Consider the following 11,960-nt stretch of genomic DNA (forward strand, 5'->3'; position numbering starts at 1 on the left):
GGCGGTGGCGGTTCCCCGGACGAGGCGATTCCTCTGCGGCCCGGCCCTTGCCTTGCCGCAGGCTTCTCACTATTATAGGAAGTAGTAAGAAGACGCTTACAGAATCGGGGAGCGCTATGAATGTTCTGGTCACCTTGAACTCGAACTACATCAAGCCGCTGAAGGTTATGCTGAAATCGCTGTTTCTTACCCATCCGGGGGAGCATTTTACCGTGTATGTTATGCATTCCGGCTTGACGGCGGCGGAGCTGGACGACTTGAAAAGGTACGTAGGGCTGGACGGACAGGATCTTGCCGTAATTACGGTGCGGGAGGATATGTTCGGCGACGCGCCTGTTGTGAAGCATTACTCGAAGGAAATGTATTACCGCATTCTCGCTTATCAATTCCTGCCGGCTGACATGGACCGGATTCTGTATCTTGATCCCGATTTGATTGTGATTAATGATCTGCGGGAGATGTATGATCTGGACATTTCGGACCGGCTGTACGCCGCGGCTTATCACGACCGGCTCTCGGTCAAGGAAATCAACAAGCTGCGCCTGAAAGCCTATGATCTGGAGGCGTATTACAACTCCGGGGTTCTGCTGATGAACCTTGACCTCCAGCGCAGGAAGATCAGGGAGCAGGAGATCTTCTCGTTCGTAGAGGAGAACCGGAAGCGTCTCATTTTGCCTGACCAGGATATTCTGAACGCGCTGTACTCCAGGTCAATCCGGACGCTGGACGAAATTCGGTACAACTACGATGCCAGATATTATTTGTATTATAGGCTGGTCAGCAATGGAGCAGTGGACATGGATTTTGTCATCCGCCATACGTCGATCATTCATTTTTGCGGCAAAAGGAAGCCGTGGAAAGCGAGCTATTCCGGCCCCTTCCACTCCTTGTACAAACATTACGAGCGGATCGCACTGCCTTAAGTGGAGAAGGATAAGAACGATCAGCCCGGCGATTGCTCGGCGCTGGCTGATCGCGCTGGGCAGCCGCGCTTAAGGAAGAATAGATTCCGGGGAGGAATAACAATGAACGAGATGACGGTTAGAGTGAACGGTACGGAGCTGATACTGGAGCGTGTCTTCGAGGCCAAGAGGGAGCTGGTGTTCAAAGCGTTCACGGAAGCGGAGCATTTGAAGCGCTGGTGGGGACCGAGAGGCTGGGAGCTGCCGGTCTGCAAGGTGGACTTCCGTCCGGGCGGTGTCTGGCATTACTGCATGAAGTGCGTCGACGAGAACCAGGGTGAGTTCTTCGGCATGGAATCCTGGGGCAAGGCAGTCTACCGCGAAATTCAGGAGCCCGAGCGTTTCACCTATACGGATTATTTCTCCGATGCCGAGGGGGACGTGCCGGAAGGACTGCCTCCTTCGGAGATTGAAATCCTCTTTGAGGAGCAGGACGGCCGGACCAAAGTGATCAGCCGGTCGCGGTTCGGCTCGGAAGAGGAGCTTCGGACTGTCATGGACATGGGGATGGAGCAGGGCATCCGGGAGACCTGGGACCGGCTTGCGGAGCATCTGACGGCTGTTCAATAAAGTTCGCAGGGCTTGCAGCCGGACCGCATGCAGCCAGGCTCGGCGGATAACAGGAAGGCGGGTTCAAGGCGGGCGCTTCAAAGGTGCCCGCCTTCCTTGCGTTCATGCATGCGGTATTAGAGCATTCCAATGCCCGCGTTCCGTCCGCCGCTTCCGATCTGTGGATGTTTGGATGTTGTTGCCCCGGCCAGATACCGGGAATTGACAATGGCTGCTGCAATCGGTCGGCCGCAGGAAGGAAATGGGGCTGGAGAGAGGGAAGTAATATAGAACTGCTTGCGCTCAGCGGCTCACCATGACATACAGAATAAGCGCTGAATTGACAGCGCTTTAAAGCCCGCGTATCGAATGGACGCAAGACTTATGGGATGGAGGCATGTAGTGTGGAACAGGTTCGCGCGCTGGCGCAGACGTTAAGGGACAATATCGGCCGGGTCATTGTCGGTAAAGGTGAAGAGGTGGATCTGCTGCTCACGGCGCTGCTTGCCGGAGGGCATGTGCTGCTGGAAGACGTGCCGGGAACGGGAAAGACGCTTCTGGCCAAGAGTCTGGCTGCTTCTCTCGAACTCAGCTTTCAGCGGATTCAGTTCACGCCGGATCTGCTGCCGTCGGATTTGACCGGCATTCATTTCTATAATCAGAAGGACGGGGAGTTTCATTTCCGGCCGGGGCCGCTGTTTGCTCAGGTTATTCTTGCGGACGAGATCAACCGGGCGACGCCGCGCACCCAGGCGAGCCTGCTGGAGTGCATGGAGGAACGCCAGATTAGCGTGGACGGAAAGACCCTCAAGCTGGATCGGCCCTTTATGGTGATGGCGACCCAGAATCCGGTCGATAATCAGGGCACTTTCCCGCTCCCTGATGCGCAGCTGGACCGGTTCATGATCCGGATGAAGCTGGGATACCCCTCCAGCCTGGAGGGTGTGGAAATTCTGAAGCGTACGGGCGGCGGAACCGGCGGAGCGCCGGATATCGGCCGGATCGCGGGCGCGGACAATGTGTTGTCGGCGCAGCGGCAGTGTGAGGAGGTCGCGGTCCGGGACGATCTGCTGGCCTATATCGTCTCCCTGGCGGAGGCGACCCGCAATCATCCCGAGGTGCTGCTCGGCGTCAGTCCACGCGGCACGCAGGTGCTGCTGCGCGCGTGCCGGGCTTATGCGGCTCTGCAGGGCAGAAGCTATGTGCTGCCTGACGATATCAAGGCGCTGCTGCTTCCCGTCTGCTCCCATAGGCTGGTCACCCGCAAGCGTTACAGCGGATCGGAAGATACCGCAGGGCGGATTCTTCAGGAACTGCTGGAGCAGATCCCCGTTCCGAGCGAAGAGGGAATGGAAGGAGCGTGACCTGAGAGTGGGACTCATCTGGCTGCTGATCTCCTGCGCTGCCGTCACGTGGCTTCAGGGCGTGCTGCTGGGCAGACGGGCGCTCGCCAACCTTACATACAGCCGGCAGCTCAGCGCCGGGACCTGCCATGCGGGCGACCGCATTGAAATGGTGGAGACGATCGCCAACCGTAAAAGGTTGCCCGTTCCATGGCTTCGGCTCGAAGCCATGCTGCCTTCCTCTCTGATGTTCACCCGCAGCAAGGAAACGTCCATCAGCAGAGGGAGCATTTATCAAAATCATACCAGCCTGTTCACGCTGCCGCCGAGAACCCGCATCACCCGCACCTACCAGGTGGGCTGCAGCGGGCGGGGTGTCTTCTCCATGGAATCGGTTACGATGACGGGCAGCGATCTGTTCGGAATTTATATGCCCAGCCGGACCCTTCCGCTCGGCGAACGTCTGGTGGTCTATCCGCAGCTGCTGGAAGAGAGCGAGCTTCCGGCCTCATGGAGAACGTGGCAGGGCGAACTCGCGGTCCAAAGATGGGTCGTGGACGACCCGTTCCTCCTTACCGGCGTCCGGGAATATGCATCGGGCGATCCGATGAACCGGATTCACTGGAAGGCGAGCGCCCGCACCGGGAAGCTCCAGGTGCACCGTACCGGATACTCCGCCGACCCGCGGGCGATGATCTGCCTCAACATTGAGGAGTCGGAGTCGATGTGGAGCGTGGTCACAGAGCCGGACCGGATCGAAGCGGCTCTCTCCTGCGCGGCGACCGCTGCCGCCTTGCTCATCCGGCAGGGGATGGCTGCGGGCTTCGGCCATAATGCCTACAGCGTGGCTGCGGGCGAGGAGGGCAGCCGCGCTGAACCCGGATACGGCATGCAGCATTTGGCAGCTCTGCTCGAGGCCATGGCGGCTGTCGAGCTGAAGGCCCGCATGCCGTTTCACGAGTTCCTGGCGCTGGAAGCGGGCCGGGAGATGAATGAGTCCTGGGACTATCTGCTGGTTACGGCTCATGTCTCGGACCGGATCGCGGAAGCGATCGGCCGGCTGGAAGCGAAGGGCCACCGCGTAACGGTTGTCCGGGAAGTCTTATGGAAGGAGGGCTCACGTTCATGAACCGCTTCATGCAAGCCCTGGGGTTATCCGGAAACTCTGGCCCCGGCAGAGCGGAGCTGGGACGGATGGCCGGAGCATCCCTGCAGGAGACGGCGGCGCTCTATCCGTTCGCGCTGCTTGCGGCCGTGTATATGCTGGGCGTATCGCCGCTTGGGCTGCTGGTCCTTGCCGGCGGCTTCCATTATGCCGGCACGCTTGCCGGAGACCGGCAGTCCCGCTCGGGCGGCTCCCGGCTGCTTCTGCCGGCACTAACGGCCGCCGCAATCGCCGTCGGCATTCTGGCTTACGGCCTGCGCCCGGCCGGTGCGGCCGGTGCCGCGGCGCTGCTGGCCGCCGCGGCGCGGGGGCTGATCACGGGACGCAAGCGGCTGTGGACAGGCGTGCAGCTGCCGCTGCCGCTGTGGGGCATCGCCGTCTCCGTGATCCTGTACGCCTATATCGCAGGCTCGAACCCGCCTGCGCTATCTCCGCACCGTACCGAGCTGTACGTGCTGTGCATGGCGAACCTGTTCGTGCTGCTGCTGCGCTGGAATACCGACCAGGTAAGGGCTGCTTCGCCGTCGTACGAAGTCGACGGGCAGACCGCTTCCCGCATTGCGGCCGTCAACCGCCGCCTGACCTGGCTTGCGCTCATCCCGATCGTCCTGATCGGCGCTTGGCAGGGCTTCGGTCCGCTGCTCCTCCGGCTGGCCCGCTGGCTGATTTCGCTGCTGCAATCCAGCAGCAGTCCGGCGGAGCCTCCGAAGCAGGAGGAGTCTCTGGCCGCCGCCGAGCTCAGGCGTATGGCCAAGGAGGAGATCGGAGGGACTCCGCTGTGGCTAACCATCCTCGGTTATACGCTGCTGGGGCTGCTGAGTGCAGCGATCGCTGCAGGATTAGCCGTCCTGCTCTACAAACTTCTGTCCAAATGGCTGCCGGAGCGCTTGCGTCTGTGGGTCCGGGGTCTGCTTCAGCGGTTTCGCAGGCTCCGGTTGATCCGGCGTGCCCCGGGAGAGCAGGCCGAATATATGGACGAAGTCGAGCGAATCGAGGTCGTCCCGCCCAAACGGCGGAGATGGCGACGCCTTAATGCCGAACGCCAGGAAGCGGGAGACGATCCCCGTCAAGCCTATCGGCAGCTGATCGCCCGGGCGGTGAAGCGCGGATTTCTCTTCCGTTCAAGCCGGACACCGTCCGAGAATGGGGCCGAACTGGAGGCGGGAAGCCGTTATACGGATTATTCGCCGGAGGAAGTGCAGCGGCTGATCGCCCGCTATAATGAGAATCGTTACGGCCGTCGGTAGCGCAGTGCCTTGTTTTGTGAATTTTCGCATAAATTTACGATAAACCGGATACGGCTCGTCCTGTCGGATTTATAATGATCCTTAAGCGTCATCGCGAGAATCATTATTCCATGGATAGGGCAGGTTGATTTCAGATGAGCAAGATAGAACAGTTGAAGGGTTTGCTTGGTATTATTCAAAGCACGCATGCCGAGGATGCGGCCGTAGTTCTGGCGGACACGGAGAAGGTAGTGGCCTATCTCCCGGGAAGAACCATCGATCTGAAAGTTCCGATCGGGGCGGGAATCGAGAACTTCAAGGGAACGGTATCCTACGCCGCGCTGGAGACTGAGCAGGTGCAGCGCGAAGAACGCGGGTCTGAAGCCTTCGGCGTGCCTTATATTTCTTCGGCGGTGCCTGTTATGGAGGATGGCCGTGTCGTCGGGGTAATCGCCTCGATGGTCTCCAGCCAGCGGAACATCCGGCTTCAGGAGGGGGCGCAGGAGCTGTCCTCGCTGGTGCAGGAAATGACCGCGACCACGGAAGAAGTGACCCGTTCCGGGCACGGAGCGGCAGCAAGACTGGATGAACTGGCCGAGCAGTCGAAATCCATGCTGCAGCAGATCGAGAACAGCTTTCAGATTCTGACCTCGGTCAAACGGATTGCCGACCAGTCCCATTTGCTGGGCCTTAATGCCGCGATCGAATCGGCGAGAGCCGGAGAGCATGGCCGCGGATTCGAAGTGGTGGCGAAGGAGATCCGCAAGCTGGGAGCAAACAGCGTGGATCTGGTCGAGCATATTCAGGAACAGCTGGAAGGAATGAAGCAGTCGATCGTCCAGATGAACGATTCCGTTCACGAGATTCGCGAGTATGCGCGGTATCAGGCGCAGTCTATGGAAGAGCTTGGCCGGGCCTACGGGCATATCGCGGGTACGGCTCAGGAGCTGTCGGAACTTTCCTGAATGTCCTCTATTCAAGAATCTCTTTAAAATGTCGATAATGACTTCAATTAAACAATCATTTTAAGGAGATGCATATGGATACTCTCACCGCTTTGGTTCTGGCAGCACCTTACTTCAAGCAAATTCATGCGCAGGATATTATGGTTGGGATTACGGACAAGGAAATCTTTCATTACTACGCCCCCAGTGAGAAGCTGAATTTCGGGCTGGTCAAGGGGAGCCCCGTTCCGAAGGATGATCCGACGCTGATGAATGCGTTGGCGGGGCATGTGACAGTCAATCGTCTGCCCGCCGAGCTTTATGGAAATGCCGTGATCTCGACGGCAGTGCCCATTTTCGGGGAGAATCAGGACATTATCGGTGCATTGGCGATTGCCTATACGCTGGATAATGAAGAGAAGATAGAGAGTCTTACCTCCCAAATCAGCGGAATCAGCGGCCAACTGGTCGACATGGTCCAGACCGTAGCGGCGCAGGCGGAGGAACTGTCGGCCACCACCTCGCAGATTCTGGACAACTCCCGCCAAGCGGTAGGGGAATCGCAGCAGGTCAATAAGGTTGCCGGCATGATCCGGGAAATTTCCGAGCAGACCAATCTTCTCGGCTTGAACGCGGCGATTGAGGCCGCGCGTGTCGGTGAGCTCGGCGCTGGCTTCGGCGTTGTAGCATCGGAAGTGCGCAAGCTGTCCGTGCATACGAAGGACGCGACGAAGGAAATCGAGCAGGCGCTCGGCAGCGTGCGGAGCTCCATCAAGCAGATGGAGACGGAGATAGAATCGATCGCCGCTTCCTCTACTGCGCAGGCCGAGCTGGTTACCCAGTTCAGCGACGTGATCGAACAGTTAAACCGCACAAGCAAGGAAATGGCGGATTTTATTCAGTCGGTGGCAGGTTAAACCGTTAAGAACCTTTCTTTGACGAACACTATTGATTGAACTGAAGCATCAGCTGTGAGAGAAGGCCGAGCCTTATGGGGGCAGGCCTTTTTCTGTTTGGTCAGCGGTTGTCAGTGGTTGAAGGAAGGGCAGCGCTTCTTAAGGCGATCAATAAATAGAAGGGAAAGGCAGCCTGCCGTGCAGGGCCTTTCCCTTCTTCGCACCTGGGGGATTATGAGGGAAATGGACGGGCATGCAAATGCATGACGTTCTGTGATGAGCCTGAGGAAGCTTCCTTTATTCCGCCACCCTCCAGCTTCGCGTATGCCACTGGGGAATAAGTTCTTAGCTCCGGGAATATTGACCGATATACCAGTCGATGATTTTTCGGGCAATGCTGACCTTGGCTGGAATATTCGGCAGGCTGTCCGGCCGGAACCAGTCCGCATGGACGATCTCATCGCCGTCCACCGCGATTTCGCCGCTCTCGTAATCCGCCAGGAATCCGACCATCAGGGAATGCGGGAAGGGCCATTGCTGGCTGCCGAAGTAGCGGATATTCGTAACCTTCAGTCCGACCTCCTCCATGATCTCCCGCTGGACACAGTCTTCCAGCGTCTCGCCGGGCTCGACGAAGCCGGCGATCAATCCGTACATATTATTCTGGAAGTGTCCGGCGTGGGCGAGCAGAATCTCATCGCCCTTCAGAACGGCCGTTATGACGGCCGGTGCGATACGAGGATAGCTGACGAGCCCGCATTCCGGACACTTCCGTGACCATTCGGTTTCCGATGGCACTGTCCGGGTACCGCAGCGTCCGCAGAACTGATGGGTTTCATCCCAAGCGAGCAGCTGAACGGCCTTGCCTGCCAGGTGGAATAAGTCCTCATCCATGGCTTCGTACAGTGAGCGGAGGGGACGGAAGAGAAGTCCTTGCGGCTCGGATGCATTCGGGGCGGCTTCGGCGGCGAAGCAGGGAATGCCACTGAACGTTCCAAGATAAAGAGTGCGGATGGAGGCAATCGTCAGCTCTTCCAGCGAGTGAGCCAGGGGAACAGCAGCCGCGCCGGCATCTTCGGTGACAAGCAGTTGGCCTGCGCGGAAGACGAACCAGTTGGCGGGACCCTCGAGACCGGTCTCCTGCACTACGGACGGGACATAACGGTTATAAATGCTCAGTCTGGGTTTGGACATATGATCATGGACCTTTCCTTGGCCGGGATACCGCGGCATCAGCGGTGCCGGCGGCAACCCGGCCATCCTGAATTTTCCTCTAAGGATAGCAAAAAAGGGGGTGGCTGACAAACCGTCTACCGTAAGAAATGCCGCAGACACCGGGGAAAGGCTATGTTAAACTTGGCAAAATGTTAAAGGGGGTTCGAGGATGAGAGCGGTGCGTTTTACCGGCTGCGCTGAAGCGCAGACCTATTTGAGCCGTAACGCGGACAAGAGCAATATCTGCGTTCTGTTTGCGCCGGTTCCCCATGTTCTGGAATTATCCGCCGTAGCGCCGCCAGGAACCATCCTGTGTTCAACCGCCGGCGAGTATTCTTTCGAAGGCTTCGAAGAAGGCGTCATCACCGGTTTTGAATGCGCGGCCGCGGAAGCGGAGATCGTGGAAATCGGCGATCCGCCTATTCTGAGCCTGGACAGGCTTGAGGAAGCGTATGGAAGGGTGGCGGATAATCCCGAGGCTTTCATGCTTCTGTTATGCGACGGCCTTAATGGAGGCGAAGAGGTCTTGCTGAGCGCCTTCTTTTCGCTTCGTCCGGATTTCAAGATTATCGGGGGCAGTGCAGGCGATGGGCTTCAGTTCAAGGAAACGTATATTTTCGCGGATGGACGCCGGGTGTCGAATGTCGCACTGCTGTTCTCCCCGAAGGGCCGAACTTCGCTGGTCAAAGAGAATATTTATTCAAGAACCGGCACCACAATGCTGGTGACGAAAGCCGATGTGCTGAACCGGACCGTGTACACATTCAACGACCGTCCTGCCAGCGAAGAGTATGCGAGGCTGCTCGGGGTGCGGGAAGAAGAGCTTGCGGAGCACTTTATCAACCATCCGCTTGGCAAGGAATATGAAAGCGATATTTTTATCGCTTCGCCGATGAAGGTCAATAGCGATCGGTCCGTCACCTTTTACTGCGAACTGATGGCGAATACGTTCGTACATCTGCTGAAGCCGGAAGACCCGCTGGAGGTGGTACAGCGGACGCTCCGGGGGGCGCCCCGCAGTCCCTCCTTTGTCTTCGCCGTTCACTGCATCCTGCGTTCGCTGAAGTTCAAGCAGGAGAAGCTGTGGGAAGGCTATGACCGGGAGATGGTTGGCTACTGCCGGAATATGGCGGGCTTTGTAAGCTATGGAGAACAGTATTACCGTCACCATTCCAACCAGACGATGGTGATGCTTGTGGTAGAGGGGGATGAAGATCATGCTCAGCATACTGTTTAAGCCGGGGAGGCGCAAAGCTTCAAAGGCCGAGGCCTTGGACGAGCGAGAAAATGAGCGGAAAGAGGCGGCCATTCAAGCTACTCAAGCGCCGGCGGGAGAACGCCCCGGCAAGGACCGGGAGGGAGATGTCCAATCTTCCTTGGAAAGGGCAGACGCCATGAAGTTCGTCTTCGTGCTTGCAGGGCAGCTGCAGCGGGAGACCGACGGCCTCCTGGATGAGGAAGGCGTCATGACGAGACGCTTCGGTGAGCTGCTGAAGGGCACCGGCTATACCTCCGAACAGATTCGGGAGGTCCGGCACCATCTGGAGAGCCTGTCCCGGAGCAGCGAACAGACGACCGAACGGATCGGCCAGGCGTTCGAGAGCTTCGATGCCTCGACTCGCAAGGTGGATCAGGCGAAGCGAGAGAACGGAGTCATCGCGGAACAGTTCGGCCACGTATCCGGCATGTTCAGCGAATTTATGGAATTGTTCGATGGGCTGGCGGCCCAATACCGGCAGATTGAAGGCTTCGCTTCGGTTATTGCAGAGATCGCTTCCCAGACCAATCTTCTGTCCCTCAACGCTTCAATCGAGGCGGCTCGTGCCGGAGATCAAGGGAGAGGCTTTGCGGTAGTGGCCGATGAAATCAAGAAGCTGGCCGACAGCACCCAGCAGAACGCGAAGGACATTATCGGCTCGCTTGGGGCCATGACGGACGCGATATCGAGACTCCAGCGGAAGTCGACGGACGGTATGGAGATGATGCAAGGGACCAATGTGCTGGTCGGCAGCTCCGCCGTCTGGATGGATGAAATCGCCTTTGCCCAGCAGGAAGTGAAGCAGGTGCTGGACAGCGTGAAGGAATCCCAGGACCGCAACCTTGGCGAGATTGCCGGCATCCACGACAAAATGCGGGAGCTGGCCGAGAAGTCGGCGCAGGACAACGGCCAGTTCGAGGCACTGATGCTGAGCGTTCAGAGAAAAGCGGACGGATATCTGAAGATCCTGCACCATCTGCGGCAAATTCGCAGCCTTCAGGAGAGAAGAGAATCCGGAGAGTCAGGGAAGGATACCCGGGAATAACGGGATGATTTGGCGAAGCGCCGCCCGCATTTCACCTGACCTCATCTCCTTCGACCTCATCTCCTCCGGCTCTGCGGCCGGGTAAGAACATTATTCTTTGCCACTATGACTGGCTTGGCCGGGGGGACCTTCGTTCATCTTCAATAGCTTGTCTGACAGCAGCTCCAGCGCTGCCGTCACCTGCCCGGCTTCATCCGGTGTTAAATTCGCGTATTTGTCTGCGACCACCTGCTCGAGTCTTGAATCAGACAGCATCATCAGCTCCTGTCCCTCCGGGGTCAACTCCACGTAATACACTCTCTTATCCTCAAGGGCTGCTCGTTTGGCCACCAGAGATTTCTCCACCAGCTTCCTGACCTCGCGGCTTGTATTCGGCAAGGACATGCCCGTGCAAGCAGCGATCTGTCCCAGGGTCACGCTCTTCTCGCTATATAGAAAATGCAAAATTTCGAACTGAAGCAGCGTAATCGCCTCAGGCTTGATCGCAAGCAGCAGCTGACTCGTCAGCTTGCTGAACCCGATGCCGAATACCTGCAGCTTCTGGGCTAACCGTGTCATTGATATACCCATCCCTTCTCGACTAATGCAAAAATGCTTATGTGAAATCATTATGACAAAGATTATTTTATACCGCAATCTATATATCATTTGACAACTATTTAACAAAGACCTAATATACTTGTAAAATGAAAATTATCATTTGATAAGTAAATGGAGGGATAAGATTGAATACGCTGATTGTCTATGCCCATCCGAGCCGCGAGAGCCTGAACGGTGCTTTTCTGGAAGCTGTCCTGCAGGGCATCCAGAAGAGCGGAGGAACCGGTGGGGCAGAGGTGCTCGATCTGTATGCGGAAGGGTTCAATCCTGCGCTGGTGTATAACAAGGAGCGGAGAAGAAGAGATATGCATCTTGACCCCGAGCTTGAAAAATACAGAGAGCAGATTACACGCGCGGACCGGATTGTATTCATTTACCCCATTTTCTGGGGGCGTCCGCCGGCCATGCTCCTGGGGTATATCGACCGGATGTTTGCTGCGAATTTCGCCTATCGGAGCCGTCCGAACCGCGCGCAACCCGAGGGGCTGCTGAAAGGTAAAAGCGCAGTCTGCATCTCCACAATGAAGGGTCCCGCCCATTATCCGCTCTTGCTGCTGAATAACGCCCATAAAGTGCTGATGAAGCGCGGTCTGTTTCATTATGTCGGCATCCGCAAAGTGAAATTCTTCGAGTTCGGCTCCATGGAGGGGGCAAATAGCGGCCAGGCGAAGAAACTGGCCAAGGTAGAGCGGTTTTTTGCAAAAAGTTAAACCGATTAGGGCAACCTTCTTCAAAAGGGGTTTGACAATCCGATTGT

The 11,960-nt window shown here is 57.4% G+C and carries 12 protein-coding genes; 10 read left to right on the top strand and 2 right to left on the bottom strand.

The annotated features are described in order from the left end of the window. The first annotated feature begins 116 nt into the window (after positions 1-116). The 7 genes from KIH86_RS28730 (at position 117) to KIH86_RS30045 (ending at position 7,106) form a co-directional block, all read left to right on the top strand. Entirely contained in the window at positions 117-923 is an 807-nt protein-coding gene (locus KIH86_RS28730; RefSeq protein ID WP_223081488.1) for a glycosyltransferase family 8 protein, read from the top strand. A 96-nt stretch (positions 924-1,019) separates the two neighbouring features. Continuing rightward, on the top strand, positions 1,020-1,532 hold the full coding sequence (locus KIH86_RS28735; protein WP_407672379.1) for an SRPBCC domain-containing protein: 513 nt from the start codon (positions 1,020-1,022) through the stop codon (positions 1,530-1,532). A 368-nt stretch (positions 1,533-1,900) separates the two neighbouring features. After that, a complete protein-coding gene (locus tag KIH86_RS28740; protein ID WP_223081486.1) occupies positions 1,901-2,875 on the top strand; it encodes an AAA family ATPase in 975 nt (324 codons plus the stop codon). Positions 2,876-2,882: 7 nt separating this feature from the next. Then, a complete protein-coding gene (locus tag KIH86_RS28745; RefSeq protein ID WP_223081485.1) occupies positions 2,883-3,983 on the top strand; it encodes a DUF58 domain-containing protein in 1,101 nt (366 codons plus the stop codon). Continuing rightward, the gene (locus KIH86_RS28750; protein WP_223081484.1) at positions 3,980-5,266 is read left to right on the top strand and encodes a hypothetical protein; all 1,287 of its coding nucleotides are present in this window, start codon (positions 3,980-3,982) and stop codon (positions 5,264-5,266) included. The genes KIH86_RS28745 and KIH86_RS28750 overlap by 4 nt, the downstream gene beginning before the upstream one ends. 134 nt (positions 5,267-5,400) lie before the next feature. Next, entirely contained in the window at positions 5,401-6,210 is an 810-nt protein-coding gene (locus KIH86_RS30040; RefSeq protein ID WP_223081483.1) for a methyl-accepting chemotaxis protein, read from the top strand. A 74-nt stretch (positions 6,211-6,284) separates the two neighbouring features. Further along, complete coding sequence (locus KIH86_RS30045) at positions 6,285-7,106, top strand: methyl-accepting chemotaxis protein (RefSeq protein ID WP_223081482.1); 822 nt, start codon at positions 6,285-6,287, stop codon at positions 7,104-7,106. A gap of 324 nt (positions 7,107-7,430) precedes the next feature. Here the strand turns inward: KIH86_RS30045 and nudC are convergent, their stop codons facing one another. Further along, positions 7,431-8,279, bottom strand: coding sequence for an NAD(+) diphosphatase (gene nudC, locus KIH86_RS28765; protein WP_223081660.1), 849 nt, complete (start codon positions 8,277-8,279; stop codon positions 7,431-7,433). Positions 8,280-8,469: 190 nt separating this feature from the next. Between nudC and KIH86_RS28770 the strand changes: the two genes are divergently transcribed. Both KIH86_RS28770 and KIH86_RS28775 read left to right on the top strand, forming a co-directional pair. Beyond that, on the top strand, positions 8,470-9,537 hold the full coding sequence (locus tag KIH86_RS28770; RefSeq protein ID WP_223081481.1) for an FIST signal transduction protein: 1,068 nt from the start codon (positions 8,470-8,472) through the stop codon (positions 9,535-9,537). Beyond that, positions 9,518-10,603 (top strand): methyl-accepting chemotaxis protein, encoded by a 1,086-nt coding sequence (locus KIH86_RS28775; protein ID WP_223081480.1) that lies wholly within the window; start codon positions 9,518-9,520, stop codon positions 10,601-10,603. Before KIH86_RS28770 ends, KIH86_RS28775 begins: the two co-directional genes overlap by 20 nt. Positions 10,604-10,693: 90 nt before the next feature. On the opposite strand, the gene KIH86_RS28780 is transcribed toward KIH86_RS28775, so the two are convergent. Then, complete coding sequence (locus KIH86_RS28780; RefSeq protein WP_223081479.1) at positions 10,694-11,161, bottom strand: MarR family winged helix-turn-helix transcriptional regulator; 468 nt, start codon at positions 11,159-11,161, stop codon at positions 10,694-10,696. Between the two features lie 167 nt (positions 11,162-11,328). On the opposite strand from KIH86_RS28780, the gene KIH86_RS28785 reads away from it, so the two are divergent. Next, positions 11,329-11,913: an NAD(P)H-dependent oxidoreductase gene (locus KIH86_RS28785; protein WP_223081478.1), complete on the top strand. Its 585-nt coding sequence runs from the start codon at positions 11,329-11,331 to the stop codon at positions 11,911-11,913. Positions 11,914-11,960 lie beyond the last annotated feature (47 nt).

Source organism: Paenibacillus sinensis (genome assembly GCF_019904155.1).
GTDB lineage: Bacteria > Bacillota > Bacilli > Paenibacillales > Paenibacillaceae > Paenibacillus_AQ > Paenibacillus_AQ sinensis.

Coding starts and splice junctions, on each gene's coding strand:
- KIH86_RS28730 (WP_223081488.1), top strand. CDS start 117: ATGAATGTTCTGGTCACCTTGAACTCGAACTACATCAAGCCGCTGAAG.
- KIH86_RS28740 (WP_223081486.1), top strand. CDS start 1,901: ATGGAGGCATGTAGTGTGGAACAGGTTCGCGCGCTGGCGCAGACGTTA.
- KIH86_RS28750 (WP_223081484.1), top strand. CDS start 3,980: ATGAACCGCTTCATGCAAGCCCTGGGGTTATCCGGAAACTCTGGCCCC.
- KIH86_RS30040 (WP_223081483.1), top strand. CDS start 5,401: ATGAGCAAGATAGAACAGTTGAAGGGTTTGCTTGGTATTATTCAAAGC.
- KIH86_RS30045 (WP_223081482.1), top strand. CDS start 6,285: ATGGATACTCTCACCGCTTTGGTTCTGGCAGCACCTTACTTCAAGCAA.
- nudC (WP_223081660.1), bottom strand. CDS start 8,279: ATGTCCAAACCCAGACTGAGCATTTATAACCGTTATGTCCCGTCCGTA.
- KIH86_RS28770 (WP_223081481.1), top strand. CDS start 8,470: ATGAGAGCGGTGCGTTTTACCGGCTGCGCTGAAGCGCAGACCTATTTG.
- KIH86_RS28775 (WP_223081480.1), top strand. CDS start 9,518: ATGCTCAGCATACTGTTTAAGCCGGGGAGGCGCAAAGCTTCAAAGGCC.
- KIH86_RS28780 (WP_223081479.1), bottom strand. CDS start 11,161: ATGACACGGTTAGCCCAGAAGCTGCAGGTATTCGGCATCGGGTTCAGC.